The 20788-nt window shown below is 65.5% G+C and carries 14 protein-coding genes; 7 read left to right on the top strand and 7 right to left on the bottom strand.

The genetic code is table 11. From position 1 onward, the window contains the following. From AC56KW_RS18735 to AC56KW_RS18715, 5 genes are all read right to left on the bottom strand, one after another. The coding region (locus AC56KW_RS18735) for a dihydroxy-acid dehydratase domain-containing protein (RefSeq protein ID WP_497172180.1) at nucleotides 1–852 on the bottom strand (852 nt) is incomplete at its 3' end. 19 nt (nucleotides 853–871) lie between these two features. Further along, the gene (locus AC56KW_RS18730) at nucleotides 872–1759 is read right to left on the bottom strand and encodes an SMP-30/gluconolactonase/LRE family protein (protein WP_497172179.1); all 888 of its coding nucleotides are present in this window, start codon (nucleotides 1757–1759) and stop codon (nucleotides 872–874) included. After that, on the bottom strand, nucleotides 1756–2547 hold the full coding sequence (gene xylB / locus AC56KW_RS18725) for a D-xylose 1-dehydrogenase (protein WP_497172178.1): 792 nt from the start codon (nucleotides 2545–2547) through the stop codon (nucleotides 1756–1758). Before xylB ends, AC56KW_RS18730 begins: the two co-directional genes overlap by 4 nt. Before the next feature lie 40 nt (nucleotides 2548–2587). After that, nucleotides 2588–3778 (bottom strand): fumarylacetoacetate hydrolase family protein, encoded by a 1191-nt coding sequence (locus tag AC56KW_RS18720; protein ID WP_497172177.1) that lies wholly within the window; start codon nucleotides 3776–3778, stop codon nucleotides 2588–2590. A 183-nt stretch (nucleotides 3779–3961) separates the two neighbouring features. Further along, on the bottom strand, nucleotides 3962–7036 hold the full coding sequence (locus AC56KW_RS18715) for a TonB-dependent receptor (RefSeq protein WP_497172176.1): 3075 nt from the start codon (nucleotides 7034–7036) through the stop codon (nucleotides 3962–3964). Nucleotides 7037–7638: 602 nt separating this feature from the next. Between AC56KW_RS18715 and AC56KW_RS18710 the strand changes: the two genes are divergently transcribed. Genes AC56KW_RS18710 through AC56KW_RS18695 form a run of 4 tightly spaced genes read left to right on the top strand, consistent with a single transcriptional unit; the run spans nucleotide 7639 to nucleotide 14187 of the window. Next, on the top strand, nucleotides 7639–9816 hold the full coding sequence (locus tag AC56KW_RS18710) for an alpha-glucuronidase family glycosyl hydrolase (RefSeq protein WP_497172175.1): 2178 nt from the start codon (nucleotides 7639–7641) through the stop codon (nucleotides 9814–9816). Nucleotides 9817–9858: 42 nt separating this feature from the next. Continuing rightward, nucleotides 9859–11229 (top strand): enolase C-terminal domain-like protein, encoded by a 1371-nt coding sequence (locus tag AC56KW_RS18705; protein WP_497172174.1) that lies wholly within the window; start codon nucleotides 9859–9861, stop codon nucleotides 11227–11229. Between the two features lie 25 nt (nucleotides 11230–11254). Beyond that, nucleotides 11255–12562 carry an MFS transporter gene (locus tag AC56KW_RS18700; protein WP_497172173.1) on the top strand — a complete coding sequence of 436 codons (1308 nt, stop codon included), beginning with the start codon at nucleotides 11255–11257 and terminating at the stop codon, nucleotides 12560–12562. After that, complete coding sequence (locus tag AC56KW_RS18695) at nucleotides 12559–14187, top strand: glycoside hydrolase family 43 protein (protein WP_497172172.1); 1629 nt, start codon at nucleotides 12559–12561, stop codon at nucleotides 14185–14187. The genes AC56KW_RS18700 and AC56KW_RS18695 overlap by 4 nt, the downstream gene beginning before the upstream one ends. On the opposite strand, the gene AC56KW_RS18690 is transcribed toward AC56KW_RS18695, so the two are convergent. Together AC56KW_RS18690 and AC56KW_RS18685 are read right to left on the bottom strand one after the other, a co-directional pair. Continuing rightward, nucleotides 14169–15422 carry an SGNH/GDSL hydrolase family protein gene (locus AC56KW_RS18690; RefSeq protein WP_497172171.1) on the bottom strand — a complete coding sequence of 418 codons (1254 nt, stop codon included), beginning with the start codon at nucleotides 15420–15422 and terminating at the stop codon, nucleotides 14169–14171. The two genes, AC56KW_RS18695 and AC56KW_RS18690, sit on opposite strands and share 19 nt — an antisense overlap. 118 nt (nucleotides 15423–15540) lie before the next feature. Then, nucleotides 15541–16638 carry a LacI family DNA-binding transcriptional regulator gene (locus tag AC56KW_RS18685; protein WP_497172170.1) on the bottom strand — a complete coding sequence of 366 codons (1098 nt, stop codon included), beginning with the start codon at nucleotides 16636–16638 and terminating at the stop codon, nucleotides 15541–15543. A 283-nt stretch (nucleotides 16639–16921) separates the two neighbouring features. Between AC56KW_RS18685 and AC56KW_RS18680 the strand changes: the two genes are divergently transcribed. The 3 genes from AC56KW_RS18680 to AC56KW_RS18670 are packed head-to-tail and all read left to right on the top strand — an operon-like array spanning nucleotide 16922 to nucleotide 20652. Continuing rightward, on the top strand, nucleotides 16922–18409 hold the full coding sequence (locus AC56KW_RS18680) for an MFS transporter (protein ID WP_497172169.1): 1488 nt from the start codon (nucleotides 16922–16924) through the stop codon (nucleotides 18407–18409). Nucleotides 18410–18439: 30 nt separating this feature from the next. Continuing rightward, nucleotides 18440–19459: a glycoside hydrolase family 43 protein gene (locus AC56KW_RS18675; RefSeq protein WP_497172168.1), complete on the top strand. Its 1020-nt coding sequence runs from the start codon at nucleotides 18440–18442 to the stop codon at nucleotides 19457–19459. A 38-nt stretch (nucleotides 19460–19497) separates the two neighbouring features. Next, a complete protein-coding gene (locus AC56KW_RS18670) occupies nucleotides 19498–20652 on the top strand; it encodes an endo-1,4-beta-xylanase (protein WP_497172167.1) in 1155 nt (384 codons plus the stop codon). Nucleotides 20653–20788: the final 136 nt, after the last annotated feature.

The raw sequence follows: 20788 nt of genomic DNA, 5'->3' as shown, positions 1-20788 counted from the left end.
GGCGTTGCTCGAGCCGCCGATCGCGGCGTTGACCACGATCGCGTCCAGGAACGCGTCGCGCGTCAGGATGCTCGAAGGACGCACATCCTGCCTGGCCAGTTCGACGATGCGGCGGCCCGTCTCGTAGGCCATCTGGCCGCGCTCGCGGTACGGCGCGGGAATCGCCGAGCAGCCGGTCAGCGACATGCCCAGCGCCTCGGCCACCGCATTCATCGTCGACGCCGTGCCCATGGTGTTGCAGTGGCCGGCCGACGGCGCCGAGGCGGTCGCGATATCGACGAACTTCTTCTCGTCGATGGCGCCGGCCGCCAGCTGGCGCCGCGCCTTCCAGATCGCCGCGCCCGAGCCGACCAGCTCACCGTCGAACCAGCCGTCGAGCATCGGCCCGCCCGACAGCACGATGGCCGGGATGTCGACCGTGGCCACGGCCATCAGCTGCGCCGGCACGGTCTTGTCGCAGCCGGTGGTGAGCACGACGGCGTCGATCGGATAGCCGTGCAGGATCTCGACCAGGCCGAGGTACGCCAGGTTGCGGTCCAGCGCCGCCGTCGGGCGGCGGCAGTTTTCGAAGATCGGGTGCAGCGGGAATTCCATCGGGATGCCGCCGGCGTCGCGGATGCCGTCGCGCACGCGCTTGGCCAGCTCCAGGTGGATGCGGTTGCACGGCGCGATATCGCTGCCGCTCTGGGCGATACCGATGATCGGCTTGCCGCAGCGTAGCTCCTCGGGCGTGATCCCGTAGTTCATGAAGCGCTCGAGGTAGAGCGCCGTCATGTCGATGCGCTCTGGATTGTCGAACCAGTCCTGCGACCGGTAGCGACGCTTGGCGTTGTTGGCTTTACTGTCGGTCATTCTGTTGCTTCTTTCTTTTCTACTCCTGCAGCCGCAGCGCCTGCTGCGGCAGTCCCGGCACGTCGGCGCGGAAAGTGAACAGCCCGCCCGCGAGCGGCTGGGCCTCGAGCTCGGCCACGGACAGGCCCTTGCGCGCGGTCGTGGCGTACACGGTGCGCAAATCGTCGCCGCCGAAGGCGAGCTTGGTGATGTTCGCGCAAGGAAAGCGCACTTCGCCCACCTTGCGGCCCTGGGGATCGAAGCGGTCGATGCGCCAGCCGCCGAAGGTCGCCACCCACAGGTGGCCCTCCTGGTCGACCGCCATGCCGTCCGGATAGCCGCCATCGGCCAGCTCGGCGAACAGGCGCTTGCCGGCCACGCTGCCGTCCTGGGCCAGGTCGAAGGCGAAGATGCGCCGCGCCAGCGTATCGGTGTGATACAGCGTGCGCCCGTCCGGGCTGACGGCCGGGCCGTTGGTGATCACGTAGCCGTCGTCCATGCGGCGCACATCACGCCCGTCGAAGCGATACAGGGCGCCGGTAGGCCGGTCCTCGGCATCGTCCATCGAACCGAACCACAGGCGGCCGGCGGCGTCGACATGGCCGTCGTTGAAGCGGTTGCCCGGCTGGTCGGCCTCGACCTTCAGCAGCGGGACGAACGAGCCGGTCGCCTCATCGAAGCGATACAGCCCGTCTTCCAGTGCGCAGGCGAAGCCGCCGCCCGCCACCGGCACGACGAAGCTGACCTGCCCCGGCGCATCCCAGCTGCGCTGGCGGCCAGTGCTGGTGTCATGGCAATGCAGGCGCCTGCCCTTGATGTCGACGAACCAGACCTGGCCTGCCGCGGCATGCCACAGCGCGCCTTCGCCCAGGGTGGCGCCCACCTCCCACAGGCAGTGCGGCACGATGGTGCTGGTGGGGGTGCTCATGCGCCGTACCAGCCGGCGTCGACGAAGTATTCGCGGCCGCTGCAGCGGCGCGCGTTGTTCGAGGCCAGGAACAGCGACAGCGCCGCCACGTCCTGCATCTCGACCCGCTCCTGCAGGCACTGGCCGTTCAGGATACGCGCTTCTTCCTGCGGCGTATGCCACAGCGCTTCCTGGCGCGGGGTGCGCACGGCGCCAGGCACCACGGCCACGGCGCGGATGCCGTGCGGGCCCATTTCGCGCGCCAGCGCGCGCGTCATGCCCTCGACGCCGGCCTTGGCCGTCATGTACAGGGCCAGCTCGGTGTGCGGCAGGTGCCACGAGATCGAGCCGAAGTTCTGGATCACGCCATGGCCCTGCGCCTTCATGCCGGCCAGGACGGCCTGGGAACAGAAGAACTGGTGGCGCAGGTTGACGTTTATCCGGCTTTCCCAGTAGGCCGGGGTGACCTCTTCGATGGTATGGCGGTTGTCGTTGGCGGCGTTGTTGAGCAGGATGTCGACGGCGCCGGCTTCTTGCACGATGGCGTCGAAGGTCGTCTTGAGCGCTTCGAGATCGGTCAGGTCGCAGTGCAGGAAGCGCGGTGCGTGCGCCGCGCCGGCCAGCGACTCGGCGAGGGCGCGTCCTGCGTCCTCGGCGATGTCCAGGAACCAGACCCGGGCGCCCTGCCCCACGAAGGCGGTGACCAGCTCGGCGCCGATGCCGCTGCCGCCACCGGTGATGACGACGCGCTTGCCGTTCAGGTCCGGATAGGTAGCGTAAACAAAGGCTGGTTGAATAGTGTCAGACATAGATTCTCGTATTCCAGATGTGCCGCTGAGGGCTGTTGTATTACTCGTCGCGCGCGCCCAGCAGGCCGCGCTGCGCCAGGTTGGCATACAGCGCGCGCACGCCGAAAGTCCAGGGCGTGATGGCGTCGCTGCGTTGCACGCTATTGACCAGGGTGCCGAGCGAAGGGGTCGAAATGCTGACCAGGTCGCCCGGATGGTGGGTAAAGCCGCCGCCTTCGGCATCGCGGTCCTTGATCGGCGAGAACATCGTGCCGAGGAACAGCATGAAACCGTCCGGATACTGGTGGTGCGCGCCGCAGGTCTGCGCCACCAGGTCGAGCGGATCGCGGCTGATCTCGCGCATGCGGCTGCTGCCTTCCAGGGTGAAGCCGTCGTCCACGCCTTCGATCAGCATGCGCACTTCGCATTCGCGCACGGTGTCGAGCGAGAACTCGCCGTCGAACAGGCGGATGAAGGGGCCAATGGCGCACGAGCCGTTATTGTCCTTGGCCTTGCCCAGCAACAGGGCGCTGCGGCCCTCGATGTCGCGCAGGTTGACGTCGTTGCCCAGCGTCGCGCCGACCACTTCGGCGCGGCTGTTCACCGCCAGGACGATCTCGGGTTCCGGATTGTTCCAGTGCGAGGTCGGATGCAGGCCCACCGGCTCGCCAAAGCCCACCGACGACATCGGTTGGGACTTGGTAAACACCTCGGCGTCCGGGCCGATGCCCACTTCCATGTATTGCGACCACAGGCCCTGGGCCGACAGCTCGGTCTTGAGGCGTTGCGAGGCCTCGGACCCCGGAACGATGTCGGACAGGTCGGTGCCGATGGTCGCCTGCAGATGCTCGCGCAGGGCGACCGCGCGCGACGGATCGCCCTTGGCCTGCTCTTCGATCACCCGTTCCAGCAGGCTGACGGCAAACGTGACGCCGGCGGCCTTGATGGCCTGTACGTCGCATGGGGCCAGCAGGCGGATGCCGTTCGAAGCGGCTTCGCCGCGCCGGGCGGCATCGACCAGCTCATGCACCGAGCCCAGGTCTTCGCCTTCGGCGCTGCCCACGATGCTCAGCAGGTCGCGCCGCTCGAACAGGTCGGCCACGGTCGGCGCATGGCCGGTGATGTCGAACAGGCGACCGCCGCGCACGGCGACCACGGCTGGCCCCTCATTGGCGCCGGCGCGCCAGACGCGGCCGACCAGCAGCGCGCGGTCGATATCCTCGGGAAGTGGATTGGCTTGGATGGTAGTCATGGTTTCTCTAAGGCTGATGCCGCGTCTTGGGCGGCAGGTCGGATACGCTGCGGTGAAATGTCGGCGGACATGATTCTAACATTAATGTTAACGCAATCATCGCGTCCGCCGATCCGGTCTGGTCGCTCACACCGCGCTCACCGCCATACGGCGAGCGCGGGTGATAGCCAATGACCGCGAGGGTCAGAACTTGCCGCGCAGGCCAAGCTGGAAGGTGCGGCCCGGATCGTAGAATCCGAACTGCGCGTTTTCGAACTGGAAGTACGAATCGCGCTTGGCCTTGTTGATGTTGACCACATCGAAGGTGATGGTTGGCCAGCCTTCACGATCCATGACCTGCTCGAGATCGACGCTCGACGAGAAGTCGGCCTGCTTGTAGGCGCGGCCATACAGCGCAGCTGCCGCGATGCCGTTCTGGCCGCCGTTGGCCGCCTGGCTGCCTTCGCGATAGGTGTGCGAGAAACGCGCCATGAAGCCGTGGTTCTCGTAGTAGACGCCGAAGTTGTTGCTCTTGCGCGGCACGTTCAAGGCCACGAACCCGTTGGTGCCTTCGCCGCTGGCCGTCTGGTTGATCAGGGTCGCGGTTTCGCTGAAGCCGAAGCCCTTGATTGGCAAGAACTTGTCGAGCGGCTGGACCCAGCCGATTTCCAGGCCGCGAATGCGCAGGATACCGCCGGCATTCCTCTCCTGGCTCATCACCACGGTCGCCGCGCCCGGACCGCCGCGCGCGTCGATCGCCGCCTGCTGGTTCGGGATCAGGTTGTTATAGGTGACGCCATACTGCCCCAGCGCGCTGAACGGCAACGAACGATTCTCGATCACCGTGAAGCCTTTGAGCTTCTTCTGGAACACGGTCAGGCTCACATAGCCTTCGCCGCCGGTGTACCAGTCGACGCCGAAGTCCAGGTTCTTCGAGATGTATGGCTGCAGTTCGGGGCTGCCGATGGTGCCGACGTCGGCCGACACCGAGCTGAAGTTGATGCCGGGACGCAGCGAGTTCGGATTGGCGCGCGTCATGCTCTTCGATGCCGCGGCGCGCACGATGACGTTGTTGGCGACCGTCAGGGCGGCGGTACCCGATGGCAGCGTGTTGTTGTAGGTGTTGTTCACATACTGCCACTCGGTCGCGTTCGGGTACTTGGAGCCATTAAGCGTGAGGTTCGCGTTACGTGGGTCGCTGAACGAATTCAGGGAGCCGACTTCCTGCTTGGTGCGCACATATCGCACACCGACGTTGTACCGGAACGGCATGTTTGCGAGCAAGGTCGAGCCATTGAGCTCGGTGTAGAAGCCCGAGGTCTTCTCACGCATATAGCCCGAGCTCGCCCCGGTCGACGAACTGGTCGAATCCGGCGCGGACGAGTTGTAGTAATCGTAGTTCGAATCCTTCCTGAAGCGGTCCCAGTCGACCACGAGGCGGCCGTATTCGCCAGGCACCAGGTAGCTTGCCAGCTGGTCGGCCGGGATCAGCGAACCCTGGTAATTCAACGGTGCGGTCGCTCCCGCGGTAAAGCCGGTGCCATAGCCGGGATAGAGCGCTGCGGCGCTTGCTCCGGGCGTGTTGGCGCCATCGCAAGGAGGCGCGCCGTTCGGACCCTGGATGAAGACGCTCGGATTGTTGCCGCACACCGCAGCCTGCCAGGCGGCCGAGTTGTCCTGGCCGCGGATACGGCGGTCGATGTCGTCATAGGCGTAGCCGAGCTTCAGGTTCAGCTTGTTGTCGCCCCAGGTCAGGTCGGTATGGAAGCCCTTGGTGCTGGTTTCGCGCAGCTCGTTCTGGATGTTGACGCGGCCACCTGCCCAGCCAAGGTTGGCCGGGTCGTTCACATCCTTGTTGAAGGTGATGTTGGGTACGCCGCCGTTGGTGGCGTCATAGCTTGCCACGAGGCCGCTGCCGGCCGCCGTGATCGGCATGACGGTCGGGGCTTCGTGGGAGAACTCCGACTTGGTCGCGTTGGCTTGCGCCTCGAGCTTCAGGGTCGGGGCGATCTGCCACATCATCCCCGGATTGATGCCCTTGAGCGTCGTCTTGTCGCGGCGCGGTCCGTATTCGATGAAGTAACGCGCGTTGGCGAAGTCACCGCTGGTCGCCGTGCAGCCGGCGCCGCAATCCGGGCGGTCCACGGTCATATTGAGCGGGATGGCAAACTCGTTGCGCATGGCCCAGGTGTAGCCGATACGCTGCATGTCGTCGTCTTTCTTGCTGTACAGCGTGTCGACGTAGAAGTGCAGGTTCTCGGTAGGACGGTACTCGGCGCTGAGGATCGCCGCGGCCTTGTCGCGGTCACCGTAGTAATCCATGTAGCGGCCCAGACGCGGCACGAGCGCATTGTCGATCGCGGTAATGCTGGTGCCCGGGTTGCGGTCTTGCAGGAACTGCTGGTTGATCGGCGTGCCTGGCACGAGGCCCGCACCGGCGCCAACCGGCACCGTCGCCGGGATCGTCCAGTTGCCACCGCCGGTATTGTTGCGCGTCGGCAGGCTGTTCTGCGCAGCCGACAGGTTGGCATTGGTCAGGCCGACCGTCTCGTAGCCGGTGGTGCGGGCTTTTTGACGGTTGAAATACACACCGCCGAGGATACCGAATTTGTCGCCCCAGGTCTTGCTGGCCAGGATCGAGCCGCGGCCACCGACGTCGTTCGCGATTTCCTGCTTCTGCGCGGTCGCGTTGTAGACGACATAGGCGCCTTCCTTGTCGAACGGGCGGGCGCTACGGAGATTGACGGTACCGGCGGCGCCGCCTTCGAGCATGCCGGCGTTGGGGCTCTTGCTGACTGTCAGCTTGGTGAACAGTTCGGTCGGCAGCAGGTCGAGATCGATCTCGCGGTTCGTGCTGGCGCCATCGATCGGGCCGGACGACGCCACCGCGATTTGCGCATTGTTCAGCAAGACCTTGGTGAAACTCGAGCCAAGGCCACGGATCTGGACGTTCATGCCCTCGCCCGTCACGTCGCGCGAAATCTGGACGCCCGGAATCCGGCTCAGCGATTCTGCGATGTTCTTGTCCGGGAATTTACCCATGTCCTCCGAACTGATCGTGTCCTGGAAGCCAACCGCTTCCTTCTTGTCGCGTGCCGACGCCAGCAGACTGCCGCGGTAGCCGGTCACTTTCACGACATTCACGCCAGCCTGCGCGTTCGCATCGGTGGTTGCCATGTCTTGCGCGTACGCCTGGTGAACCAGGCCCGCCATGACGGTCAAGCCAAGCGCCCATTGGCGCCGGCGTGCTACAGCCTGTTGCTTGGAATTGCGAGTCATTCAAAGTCTCCTGATGGTTTTCTATTTCTAAGTAAGCAACCTTCTACGGTTGTCTATTGGGTAGGCAAAGTCAGTCCAGGAACGGAAAATTCGCCATGGCGGGCCATGACGAACGCTGTCGTGCCTGGAAGATGCCTGGCGCCCTATGCTGCGGACACGGCGGCAGTACCCGGCGCGGTCCACGAGGGACGCCGGGCGATGCTGTTCGAATGGATTGGGTGCGGTTGACGCGGGGTGGGTGATGCCGACCAGGCGGCCGGACCTGCGCTGACGTCGATCTGATGCATGCTCATCTCCTCATTATTTTTTTACTTCAAGCACATGTTACGAACATTTCTGCTAACACGAATGTTATCGCAACCATCCCAGTCTACTGGTCAAAAATAATGATTGTCAACAAAATATTCCGAGCGTTGGTAAAGCGCGAATGTTAGGTGTATCAATTTGTGGTATGCGCAGCTGATCCAGACGAACGTTTCATGATGGGGATTGAGTGAGCACGCCAATAAAACGCTTTGAAATCGAAAAGGTTCGCGCTAACATTCCTGCAGCCGGATGATACAAAGCAAACATTCCGGAACAAAAAACATGGAGACAACCTCATGCATCGACTCTTCGGGCGGCTCTGGGCCGCATTTCTTTTGGGTATGCTGCTGTGCATCCCGACCCGTGCCGCCGCAGAGGATGGATATCAGCTCTGGTTGCGCTATCAGCCGCTCCCTGCCGCCCAGCGCGCAAACGTAGCCGATTCGATCCTGATGCTCGGCGCCGACAGCCCCATCCAGGGCGCCGCGCGCGCCGAGTTGCAGCGTGGCCTGCAAGGACTGCTGGGCAGGGCGCCAGGCATGGTGGACAAGGCGCGCGCCGACAGCATCGTCCTGGCGCGCGGCGCCGACCTGCCGGCCGGTCTGGATGCGGCATCCGCCGTGCGCGACCAACTGGGCAAGCTGGGCGACGAAGGCTACCTCGTGCGACGCGCCAAACTGAACGGCGTGCCCGTCACCCTGGTTGCAGCCAACACCGACCACGGCCTCCTGTACGGCAGCTTCGCCTGGCTGCGCCAGCTGCAGCTGGGCACCCGCGCCGACCAGGTGGCGCTGGCGTCCAGCCCCACCCTGCCCCTGCGCGTGCTGAACCACTGGGACAACCTCGATCGCAGCGTGGAGCGCGGCTACGCCGGCCAATCGATCTGGAACTGGTGGGAACTCCCGCACATCATCGATCCGCGCTACACCGACTATGCGCGCGCCAATGCCTCGCTGGGGATCAACGGCACCGTCCTGAACAACGTCAATTCCAAGGCCGAGGTGCTCGGCGCACCATTCATCGCCAAGGCCGCCGCCATCGCCAATGTGCTGCGCCCGTACGGCATCCGGGTCTACCTGTCGGTGCGCTGGTCGACCCCGCTCGAGATGAAACAGACGAAGACCGCCGATCCGCTCGACCCCGAAGTCGCGGCCTGGTGGAAGAACAAGGCCGACGAAATCTACCGCACCATCCCCGATTTCGGCGGCTTCCTGGTCAAGGCCAACTCGGAAGGCCAGCCGGGCCCGCAGGACTATCGCCGCAACCACGCCGACGGCGCCAATATGCTGGCGCGCGCGGTTGCGCCGCACGGTGGGCTCGTGATGTGGCGCGCCTTCGTCTACGCCTCGCCCGAGGAATCGAAGGCGGGCAAGCTGCATGACCGCGCGGTCGAGGGCTACGACCAGTTCACCCCGCTCGACGGCAAGTTCGACGACAACGTGCTGGTGCAGGTCAAGAACGGCGCGATCGACTTCCAGCCGCGCGAACCGGCCCACCCGCTGTTCGGCGCGATGCCGAAAACGCCGCTGATCATGGAGTTCCAGATCACCAAGGAGTACCTGGGCTTCGCCACCCACCTCGCTTATCTCGGCCCCATGTTCCAGGAAACCCTGGAGTTCGACACCCGCATTGGCGGGCGCAAGCTCACCGTGGCCGAGTCGATCCAGGGCAAGCAGGGCCGCATGGGCGGCATCGCAGGCGTGGCCAATATCGGCAGCAGCCGCAGCTGGAGCGGCTCGATCTTCGACCAGGCCAATTGGTATGTCTTTGGCCGCATGGCCTGGGACCAGGGCCTGGACAGCCGCGCCATCGCGCGTGAATGGGCGGCGCAAACCTTCAGCCCCGATAAGCGCCTGCTGGACCCGGTCGCCGACATCATGATGCGTTCGCGCGAATCCGTGGTCGACTATATGACGCCGCTCGGCCTGAATCACGTGATGGGCAGCAGCCACCACCATGGCCCGGCGCCGTGGGTCGACAACCTGGAACGCGCCGACTGGAACCCGATCTATTACCACCGCGCCGCGCGCGACGGCATCGGCTTCGACCGCACCGCCAGCGGCAGCAACGCCGTGGCGCAGTATGCGCCCGAGGTGGCGCGCCGCTTCGCCGACCCCAAGACCACGCCGCCCGAGCTGCTGCTGTGGTTCCACCGCCTGCCGTGGGATTACCGCATGCCGTCCGGCCGCACCCTGTGGGAAGAGCTGGTGGCGCACTACGACCGCGGCGTGGCCGAAGCGGCGGCCATGCAGGCCGAGTGGCAGCGCCTCAAGCCCTTCGTCGACGCCGAGCGCTTCACGGATACGGCGCAGCGCCTGGCCCAGCAGCATGTCGAGGCGCAGTGGTGGCGCGACGCCAGCATCGCTTATTTCCAGGACAAGTCGGGACTGCCCCTGCCGGCCGGTGCGCGCAAACCCGCGCATTCGCTCGAGCACTACAAGTCGATTCGCTTCCCCTATGCCCCGGGGATTTGAGTGCCCGGCGCTCTTTGCCTGATTTACTCTGGAGATATGTAGATGAACCCGATTCAACGCGCGGCCACGCCAACCATCGTCGAGATGCAGGTGATCCCGGTCGCCGGCCGCGACAGCATGCTGCTCAACCTGTGCGGCGCGCATGCGCCGTATTTCACCCGCATCCTGGTGCTGCTCAAGGACAGCGCCGGCCGCACCGGCATGGGCGAAGTGCCCGGCTCGAATGGCATCCTGCTGGCGCTGCAAAAGCTGGTGCCGCTGGTGACCGGCACCGAGATCGGCCACCACCGCCGCACCTTGAACCGCCTGCGCGCCGCGATCTCGGGCGTCAGCCACCAGGTCACGTCCAGCGCCGAAGCGGCGGTGATGAGGCAGCCGCACGAAATCAACCTGCGGCTGGAAAACGTGGTCACCGCCGTCGAGGCGGCCCTGCTCGATCTGCTCGGCCAGTTCATGGGCCTGCCGCTGTGCGAGCTGCTGGGCGACGGCCAGCAGCGCAGCCACGTGCCGATGCTGGCCTATCTGTTCTATATCGGCGACCGTGGCCGCACCGACCTCGGTTACGACGGCGACGACGGTCGCGACGGCTGGTACCGGATGCGCAACGAAGAAGCGCTCACCGCCGAATCGATCGGCGACCTGGCCGCGGCGGCGGTCGAACAGTACGGTTTCAAGGACTTCAAGCTCAAGGGCGGCGTGATGCGCGCCGGGGAAGAGATGGAGGCGGTGGCCGCGATCAAGCGCCGCTTCCCCGAAGCCGGCGTGACGCTCGACCCTAACGGCGCCTGGTCGCTCAAGGAGGCAATCGACGCCTGCCGCGGCCGGGGCCACCTGCTGGCCTACGCCGAAGATCCATGCGGCCCGGAAGGCGGCTACTCGGGCCGCGAGATCATGGCCGAATTCAAGCGCGCCACCGGTATTCGCACCGCGACCAATATGGTCGCCACCGACTGGCGCCAGATGGCCCATTCGCACCTGCTGGGCGCGGTGGACATCCCGCTGGCCGATCCGCATTTCTGGACCATGCAGGGCTCGGTGCGCCTGGCCCAGCTGTGCCACGACTGGGGCCTGACCTGGGGCTCGCACTCGAACAACCACTTCGACGTGTCTCTGGCGATGTTCACCCATTGCGCGGCCGCCGCGCCGGGCGCCATCACGGCGATCGACACCCACTGGATCTGGCAGGAAGGCCGCGAAAGCCTGACCACGGAACCCCTGCAGATCGTGGGCGGCCAGGTGGCGGTACCGGAGCGTCCGGGCCTGGGTATCGAGCCGGACATGGCGCGCATCGAGGAGGCGCATGCACTGTACAAGAAGGTCGCCGGCGGCGCGCGCGACGACGCGATGGCGATGCGCTACCTGGTGCCTGACTTCAGCTACGATCCGAAGCGTCCCAGCATGGTGAAGCCGTGAAGGCGGCCCCGATGAAGGTGACCCGATGATCGCGGCGATCCTGGGCCGGACCCGCGGTGGCACCATCCGCGGCCTGCGCTGGTGGATGATCAGCCTGATCATGCTGGGGGCGGTGGTCAACTACCTGACCCGCAGCTCGCTGGCGGTGGCCGCACCCACCCTCCTGACGGAGCTGGACATCACGGCCAAGGAGTATTCGTACATCACCGCCGCCTTCCAGGGCGCGATCATGCTGCAGCCGCTGTGCGGCTACGTGCTCGACGTGATCGGCCTCAAATATGGCTTCGCGATCTTTGCCACCGCCTGGTCGCTGATCTGCATGGCGCACGGCATGGCCACCAACTGGCAGACCCTGGCCATCCTGCGCGGCCTGCTCGGCTTTGCCGAAGGCTCGGCCAATCCGGCCGGGATGAAGGCGGTCTCGGAATGGTTCCCCGCCAAGGAACGCGGCCTGGCGGGCGGTGTCTTCAATATCGGCGCCTCGTTCGGCTCGATGCTGGCGCCGCCGCTGGTGGTGTGGGCGATCCTGCACTACAACTGGCAATCGGCTTTCGTGATCACCGGCGCGCTGGGCCTGGTATGGGTCTGCGCCTGGCTGCTGCTGTACGATGCGCCAAAGCGCCACCGCCGCCTGTCCGAAGCAGAGGCACGGCACATTGCCGCTGGCCAGGAAGACCACCTGGCGGGCGACGGCACCAGGCCGTCGGTCCTCAGCATCCTCAAGAAGCGTAATTTCTGGGGCATCGCCCTACCCCGCTTCCTGGCCGATCCGGCCTGGGGCACGCTGGCGTTCTGGGTGCCGCTATACCTGACCACGGTGCGCGGCTTTGAACTGAAGGACATCGCCATGTTCGCCTGGCTGCCCTTCCTCGCGGCCGACCTGGGCTGCATGTTCGGACCGCTGGTGGTGCTGGCCCTGCAAAAGCGCGGCGTCCGCCTGATCAACGCCCGGCGCGGCGCATTCACGGTCGGCGCCGTCATGATGATGGGCGTGGCCTTCGTGGGCTATGTCGACAACGCCTACGCGGCGATCGCCCTGCTCAGCCTTGCCGGCTTTGCGCACCAGACCCTGTCGGTCACCGTCATCACCATGTCGTCCGACCTGTTCCGGCGCAACGAGGTCGCCACCGTGGCAGGTATGTGCGGCACCTTCGGCAACCTGGGCCTGCTCATTTTCTCGCTGCTGATCGGCACCCTGCTGGCCAGCGTCGGCTACACGCCTTTCTTCGTCAGCCTGGCGGTGCTCGACCTGATCGCGGCCGTGCTGCTGTGGACGCTGGTGCGTGAGCCGGCGCCAGAGCCGGCGCAACCTCTCTCAATACAAAAGACATGATCCACAACCCGATCCTGCGCGGATTCAATCCCGACCCGTCCATCGTGCGGGTCGGTGACGACTACTACATCGCCACCTCGACCTTCGAATGGTATCCAGGGGTGCAGATCCACCACTCGCGCGACCTGGTGAACTGGCGCTTGGCCGGCCGCCCGCTCAATCGCGCCAGCCAGCTCGACATGCGCGGCGCACCCGATTCCTGCGGCGTATGGGCGCCCTGCCTGACCTATGCGGACGGGCTGTTCTGGCTGGTCTACACCGACGTCAAGCGCTACGGCCGCACCTCGACCGGCGCCGCCGGCGGCAGCGCCTCGCTACGCGACTTCCATAACTACCTGGTCACCAGCCCGAGCATCGACGGCCCCTGGTCGGATCCGGTGCACCTCAACAGCAGCGGCTTCGATCCATCGCTGTTCCACGACGACGACGGCCGCAAGTATGTGCTGAACCAGTTATGGGACCACCGTCCCGGCGGCAAGCGCTTCGCCGGCATTGTGGCGCAAGAGTACTCGGTACACGAACAACGCCTGGTCGGCCGCCGCGCGAACATCTTCGCCGGCACCGAACACGGCCTGACCGAGGCGCCGCACCTGTACCGCCGCAACGGTTACTACTACCTGCTCACCGCCGAAGGCGGCACCGGCTGGAACCATGGCGTGACGATGGCGCGCTCGCGCGACCTGCACGGGCCCTACGAACTGCACCCGGACGTGAGCGTCCTCACCACCCGCTCCCGCCCCGACGCCGCGCTGCAACGCGCCGGCCACGCCGACCTGGTCGAGACGCCGGATGGCCGCACGTATATGGTCTACCTGTGCGGCCGGCCACTGCGCAACCGCGGCACCTGCACGCTGGGACGCGAGACCGCGATCCAGGAAGTCGCATGGGGAGAAGACGGCTGGCTGCGCACGCTCGATGGCGAAGGCATGCCGCAGCTCGACGTGCCCGCGCCGCGCTTGCCTGAATGCCGCTTCGACGCAGCGCCCGAACGCGCCGAATTCGATGCGCCGGACCTGCCGCTCGACTTCCAGTGGCTGCGCACGCCGTATCCGGATCAGCTGTTCAGCCTCACCGCGCGGCCAGGCCACCTGCGCCTGTTCGGCCGCGAAAGCCTGGGCAGCCAGTTCACCCAGGCACTGGTGGCGCGGCGCCAGCAGGCGCACTGCTTCAGCGCGGCGACCCTGGTCGACTTCGAGCCCGAACACTTCCAGCAGCAGGCGGGCCTGGTGTGCTACTACGGCGCGGCCAAGTTCCACTACCTGTACATCACCCACGATGACGAAGCCGGCAAGCACCTGCGTGTGATGAGCAGCCTGCCGAATCACATGCAGGCGGACAGCTTCACCGCACCGATCGCCTTGCCGCCAGGCGTGCCGGTGGAGCTGCGGGTCGAGGTGGACGAGGAGCGCCTGGTGTTCGGCTACCGCCTGGGCGACGGCCCGTGGCAGTGGCTGGCCCAGCAGTTCGACGCCAGCATCCTGTCCGACGAGGCCAGCGCGCCCGGCCAGCCCAACTTCACGGGCGCCTTCGTCGGCATGGCCTGCCAGGACATGGCCGGCACCGCGCTGCATGCCGACTTCGATTACTTCGCGTACCGCGAGCGGCCCTACCGCAGCCGGCTATAAGAGCACTTGTCCAGTTGCTGGAGCGGCACGGCCGCAGCCAGCGCGGCATAACCCGCGTGTGACGGGTGCAGCCCGTCGCCGCTGTCGTAGGCCTTGGCCAGGTAGGATGGCCGGGCCGGATCGCGCAGCACAGCGTCGAAATCCAGCACGCCGTCGAACGCTTTCTCCGTCCTGACCCAGTCGTTGACCGCCTGGCGCAACGCTTCATTGTGCTGCGCCGGCGCATAGTAGCCGCTGCCCATGAACGGCGTGATCGTCGCGCCGATCACGCAAATGCCCTTGGCATGGGCTCGCGCGATCATCTGCAGGTGCGCTTGCCTGAAGTCGTCCAGCATCGCCGCGATCGCCTGCGGCGTGTCTTCCTTCGAGCGGCGCAGCACGCCGATGTCGTTGACGCCGATGAAGACGATCGCATGGCTCACGCCATTCCTCGCCAGCACGTCGCGCTCGAAACGCGTGATGAGGCTCGGTCCCAGGCCCTCGCGCAGAAGGCGGCCGCCGCCAATGCCGGCATTGATCACGGCGAGCGGCCGCTTGCCGTCCTGGGCGATGCGCTGCACCAGGTGGTCAGTCCAGCGGTTGTTGGCGTCCGTCGTCGCGCCGTAGCCGTCGGTGATCGAATCACCGATCACGACCACGGCCCGCGCGGGCGACGGCGCGCTGACCTCGACGTCGGCCAGCTGGTGCCAGCGCGTGACGGTCTTCGCACCATCGAGGCTCGCAGCCGTGGCCTGGCGGCCCGGCGCCAGGAAGGTGGTGGTGCGTGCACCGGCATGGCCGGTCTGCTGGCCCGCCGTGTTCGCCAGGTGCATGGTGACGGCGACATCGAGGCCGCGCGTTGCCGCCAGGTCGACCGGGTCGCTGACATACTCGGCCCCGGCGGGGATGCGCACCGCGCTGCTGCCGTTGAAACGCAGGCTCTGGAGCGAGCCCGCTACCACCTCGGAAGATCCGGGCCGCACTGCGCGCGCGATGCTCGCCTCGTTCACGACCAGCATGTCGCTGCCGTAGGCATTACTGATACGAACCCGGACCTGGCTGCCGCCGAGCGACAGGCGCACGACCTGGCGCACGGTGCCGTCCTTCCATAGCTCGGCCGACATGGCTTCGGCCTGGCCATACGCCATCTGGGACGTACCCCAGCTGGAAACCCAGTGGCGGGCCTCATGGTTGCTGGTGGATGGCGGCAGTGCGCAGGCGCCCAGGCCGCATGCGGCCAGGACGGCGATGGCCAAGCGGCCTCGACGATATGATTTCAAAGCTGTCTCCGGTGATGGCATGGCCTGCCGGACGCAGGCCTACCAATTCTGTAACGCAAATGATAGCGCAATCAGAATCACAGGAGAACCATGTTCAGGCAAATATGCGCACCGGCGGGCGGATGCGTGGCGCAGCGTCGGACTGGCGCCGCACGATGGCGAAATCGACTTTGGCGTGCGCCGGCCCTGACGGCAGGCCGCTGCGTTCGGCGGTGACGCGCTGGACGATGCATTCGATCGCCGCCTCGGCCATGTCCATGGTCGGCTGGCGCACGGTGGTGAGCGCAGGCCAGATCGTGGTCGACAAGGCGGTATCGTCGAAACCGACGACCGTGATATCGCCCGGCACATCGAGACCCAGGCGATGGGCCACGGCGACCGTCGCGGCGGCCATGTCGTCGTTGCTGGCGAAGATCGCCGTCGGACGGTCGGCCAGCGCCAGCAGGATCTCGGAGGCATCCAGCCCGGAGCGGTAGTTGAACATCCCCTGCGTCACCAGCTCGGCCGCCGGATCGGCGCCGAACTCCTTGATCGCGGCCTGGTAACCCTGCAGCCGCGCCGAACTGGCCGACTGGTAGGGGTGACCGGTGATGAAGCCGATCCGCTGGTGGCCCAGCTCGATCAGGTGGCGCGTCATCTCGTAGGCGGCCTGGCGATCATCGATGCCGATCGCGCTGACCCGGGAGTCGGGCTGGCCGCAGGCGATCAGGGCCAGCGGGATGCCGGCGTCGACGATGCGCGACACGATCTCGGCATTGTCGACCAGCGGCGGCGGCAGGATGATGCCATCCATATGGTTATCGATGAGCCGCTGCGTCTGCTCGACGATCTGGTCGCCGTCGGCGCACTTCTCGACCAGCAGCTGGACGTTGTTCAGGCTGACCTTGTTGAGCAGGCCCAGCAAGACCTCGGTCAAGTAGGCGCCGCTGCGCACGCTGGGCATGCTGTACAGGAAGCCGATGCGGATCGGGCGCGAGCCGGCCAGCAGCCGCGCCTCGGGGTTCGGCGTGTAGTTCAGCGCGGCGGCGGCGGCCGTCACCTTCTTGCGCGTGCTGGCGCGTACGGTCGATTTGCCGTTCATGACGCGCGAGACCGTCATCGGCGACACCCCGGCGAGCTTTGCCACATCGGTCATGTTCGGGCCACGCTTGGCCTCTGCGGGGGCGATCAGTCCGGTATTGGGAGTAGACATGCGGGGTAACCTCTGACAGAACGATGTTAGCGCGAACTTAGGCCAGTACATTCTAACACGCGCCCCTTGTACTTACGACAGCTTGCTCGCTTATATCTGGTATGCGTGTCAGAGATAAAGCGGTTGACGGAGTATGCCATCTCATCCACAATCGACAATAATGATTGCGCTAACTTTTTTGGATGAGGGCGTGATACATGAGTGGCCCGACTACCGCACGACAGCTTGCTGGCACCGACGGTAGACGGCTACATTGCTTTTCAACACATAGATTGGCAAGACAATGACGACAATGACAAAAGCGCAGCCGACGCTGGGGACAACCGAAAAAATCGGCTATGCACTGGGCGACCTGGCCGCCAACCTGATCTTCCAGACCTTACTGACCTTCCTCGCCTTCTTCTATACCGACGTTTACCAGATCTCGCCGAACGCCGCGGCCAGCATCATCTTCATCGGCGGCCTGGTCGGCGCCTGCTTCAACCCGCTGATGGGCATCATCGCCGATCGCACCGTCACCCGCTGGGGCAAGTTCCGTCCCTGGATCCTGTGGACCTCGGTGCCCTTCGGCCTGGTGGCAATCCTGGCCTTCAGCACGCCCGACCTGGGCGAGCGCGGCAAGTACATCTACGCGCTGCTGACCTACATCCTGCTGATGCTGGTGTATTCGGCCAACAACTTGCCCTATTCCGCCTTGAGCGGCGTGCTGACCGGCAGCATGGCCGACCGCAACAGCCTGTCGTCGTACCGCTTCGTCGCGGTGCTGGTCGCGCAGCTCGTGATCCAGGTGCTGTTGCTGCCGCTGGTGCTGATCCTGGGCGACGGCGACAAGGTGGCCGGTTTCCAGACCACGATGATGATCTTTGCCGTCGCCGGCACGATCTGCTTCCTGATCACGTTCTTCACCACCCGCGAACGCATCGTGCCGCATGCCAGCCAGCGCTCGAGCATCAAGCAGGATATCGCCGACCTGATGCGCAACCGTCCCTGGGTCGTGATGCTGGTGCTGACCATCCTGGTATTCATCACGCTGTCGCTCAAGGGCGGCATGTACATCTTCTACTTCCGTAACTTCCTGCAAGAGGCGGCGCTGGCGGCGTTCCTGAGCGACGTCGGCTTCCTGACCTTCATCGACGGCCTGAACTCGGTACTCACCAATATGGGCCTGACCAAGTTCCACTGGCCGGAAGACGCCGCCACCTCGGGCTTCAGCCTGTTCAACGCCGTGGGCATCATCCTGATGATCGTCGGGATCGGCTTCTCGAAACCGCTGGCCGACCGCTTCGGCAAGCGCGACGTGTTCGGCGCCGCCCTGCTGCTGGCCGCCCTGTTCCGCCTCAGCTACTACTGGATCGGCCCGAACTCGATCGGCATGGTGTTCGGCGCCCAGATCCTGTACGGCTTCTTCTACGGCATCACGATCCCGCTGTTGTGGGCCATGATCGCCGACGTCGCCGACTACTCGGAATGGAAGAATAACCGGCGCGCCACCGCCCTCTTGTTCTCGGCCATGATCTTCGGCCTGAAAGCTGGCCTCTCCATCGGCGGCGCGCTGGTGGCGGCCCTGCTGTCGGCCTATGGCTACGACGCCGCGCAGGCCGTCCAGCCAGCCCAGGTCGCCGAAGGCGTGCGCCTGTCGGTCAGCGTGTACGCGGCCATTCCGTTCCTGCTGGCCGTGTGCTGCCTGGCGTTGTACGACATCCGCAAGACCACCGAGCTGCAGATCGAACGCGAACTCGGCGAGCGCCGCGCGCTCGCGGCCCAGCAATGATTTTTCCTGAACCCGAACCAGCCAACACCCATGCCTGAAATCATCGACAAAGACCACGTCCAGTCCCTTAAAGAGCGCGCCATTTCGGCGCCCCTGCTGGAACACATCTACATCGCCGATCCGTCCGCCCACGTGTTCGACGGCCGCATCTACATCTACCCTTCGCACGACATCGAAGCGGGCGTGCCCTTCAACGACGACGGCGCCCATTTCGCCATGGAGGATTACCACGTGGTCTCGATGGACCACCCGGGCGCGGAGGCGGTCGACCACGGCGTCGCCCTGCACGTGGATGACGTGCCATGGGCGGCGCGCCAGATGTGGGCGCCCGACTGCGCACGCAAGGACGGCAAATACTACCTGTACTTCCCGGCCAAGCGCCCGGACGGCATCTTCCAGATCGGCGTGGCTGTCGGTGACGCGCCAACCGGCCCGTTCACGGCACAGCCGCAGCCGATCGGCGGCAGCTATTCGATCGACCCGGCCGTGTTCGGCGACGACGACGGCGAGTTCTACCTGTACTTCGGCGGCATCTGGGGCGGCCAGCTGCAGAAATACCGCGACAACGTCTACAGCGCCGACCATGAAGAACCGGCACCGGGCGAGACCGCCCTGCAGCCGCGCGTGGCGCGCCTGCGCGGCGACATGCTGGAGCTGGGCGAGGAACCACGCCCGGTGCGGATCCTCGACCAGGACGGCAATGAGCTGCTGGCCGGCGACCACGATCGCCGCTTCTTCGAGGCGCCGTGGCTGCACAAGCACAATGGCAAGTACTACTTCTCGTACTCGACCGGAGACACCCACCTGCTGTGCTATGCGACCGGTGACAGCCCGTACGGTCCCTTCACCTACCAGGGACAGATCATGACCCCGGTGATCGGCTGGACCACCCACCATTCGATCTGCGAATTCGAAGGCCGCTCATATCTCTTCTACCATGACAGCAGCCTGTCGGGCGGCGTCACCCATCTGCGCTCGGTGAAAGTCACCGAACTGCACTACGACGACGACGGCAAGATCGTCACTATCTCGCCTTATCGCCAGGCTTGACCGGATATCGACAAACACAATAAAGGAGACAACACCCGATGACATCGCGACGCGACACCCTCAAACTGCTCGGCACCGCGGCCGGCGCCATGCTGGCGCCGCACGCACTGGCGGCGCAAAACGGCGCACCTGCCCTCAAGGACCTGGCCATGGCCAAAGGCCTGCGTTTCGGTAACGCCATCGGCATGCTGGAAGACCAGGACACGCGCAAGAGCTTCCGCGACCCGGCCTACCGCGCGCTCATGGCGCGCGAGTGCAATATGATCGTCGCCGAGAACGAGACCAAGTGGCAGGCGCTGCAACCGACACCCGGACCGTACAACTTCGGGCCGGCCGACGAGATGTTCGCCTGGGCGCGCAAGGAAGGCATGGCGATCCGCGGCCACACCCTGATCTGGCAGGCGCCGAAGTGGCTCCCCGATTGGGTCAACAAGCTGGACCTCAAATCGAAGCCGGTCAGCCAGGCCGAAGCGATCCTGCGCGAGCACATCAAGACCGTGTGCACGCACTACCGGAACGACATCTTCAGCCACGACGTCGTCAACGAAGCCGTGTCGCCGAAGGACGGCAGCCTGGTCTCCAATGTGTTCACCGAGCGCATGGGCGCGGTCGAGCAGATCGCGTTCGCCTTCCACCAGGCCCACGAGCATGCGCCGAAGGCGCAACTGGTGTACAACGACTTCATGGGCCCAGGCCTGGGCGACGACGCCAAGCACCGCGCCGGCGTGTTGAAACTGCTGGCCGATCTGAAAAAGCGCGGCGCTCCGATCCATGCGCTGGGCCTGCAAAGTCATATCAGCGCGGGCGACGCCATGTCCGGCCCCGCCAATGCGGCGGTGCTGCGCGAATGGCGCAAGTTCCTCGACGAGGTCAACGGCATGGGGCTCGATCTCCTGATCACCGAGTTCGACGTCAACGACAAGGCCTTCCCGGCCGATGTCGCCAAGCGCGACGCGGCCACGGCGGCGCTGGCACGCGACTACCTGGACGTGACGCTCAGCTATCCAACCTGCCGCGACTTCCTGCTGTGGGGCATGGCGGATCACGTGAACTGGCTGCAGACCTGGGCAGACGCCAAGCGTCCGGACAGCCTGGCGCAGCGTCCGACGCCTTACGACAGCCAGTTGCGCGCCAAGCCGATGCGCGAAGCGATCGCCGCCTCGCTGCGCGCGATGCCGATGCGTAAGGCCTGATCCTTCGCCACCACAAAAAGGGGCAGTCCGCATGACGCGGACTGCCCCTTTTTTATTGATCGCTAGCTGCTCGACTGGCGCTTAATGGTGATACCGGTGGTGAACGCGTGGAAGGCGGAGCCTTCCACCCTACAGG

This window comes from Telluria sp. RT2P19 (assembly GCF_059685725.1).
Note: the sequence above shows the minus strand (reverse complement) of the source record. Positions and strands in the feature narration are given on the sequence as shown.

Bases quoted from the DNA above. Each gene is read 5' to 3' on its own strand.
- AC56KW_RS18670 (WP_497172167.1), top strand. From the start codon at position 19,498: ATGACATCGCGACGCGACACCCTCAAACTGCTCGGCACCGCGGCCGGC.
- AC56KW_RS18710 (WP_497172175.1), top strand. From the start codon at position 7,639: ATGCATCGACTCTTCGGGCGGCTCTGGGCCGCATTTCTTTTGGGTATG.
- AC56KW_RS18675 (WP_497172168.1), top strand. From the start codon at position 18,440: ATGCCTGAAATCATCGACAAAGACCACGTCCAGTCCCTTAAAGAGCGC.
- AC56KW_RS18720 (WP_497172177.1), bottom strand. From the start codon at position 3,778: ATGACTACCATCCAAGCCAATCCACTTCCCGAGGATATCGACCGCGCG.
- AC56KW_RS18685 (WP_497172170.1), bottom strand. From the start codon at position 16,638: ATGTCTACTCCCAATACCGGACTGATCGCCCCCGCAGAGGCCAAGCGT.
- AC56KW_RS18680 (WP_497172169.1), top strand. From the start codon at position 16,922: ATGACGACAATGACAAAAGCGCAGCCGACGCTGGGGACAACCGAAAAA.
- xylB (WP_497172178.1), bottom strand. From the start codon at position 2,547: ATGTCTGACACTATTCAACCAGCCTTTGTTTACGCTACCTATCCGGAC.
- AC56KW_RS18695 (WP_497172172.1), top strand. From the start codon at position 12,559: ATGATCCACAACCCGATCCTGCGCGGATTCAATCCCGACCCGTCCATC.
- AC56KW_RS18705 (WP_497172174.1), top strand. From the start codon at position 9,859: ATGAACCCGATTCAACGCGCGGCCACGCCAACCATCGTCGAGATGCAG.
- AC56KW_RS18700 (WP_497172173.1), top strand. From the start codon at position 11,255: ATGATCGCGGCGATCCTGGGCCGGACCCGCGGTGGCACCATCCGCGGC.
- AC56KW_RS18730 (WP_497172179.1), bottom strand. From the start codon at position 1,759: ATGAGCACCCCCACCAGCACCATCGTGCCGCACTGCCTGTGGGAGGTG.
- AC56KW_RS18715 (WP_497172176.1), bottom strand. From the start codon at position 7,036: ATGACTCGCAATTCCAAGCAACAGGCTGTAGCACGCCGGCGCCAATGG.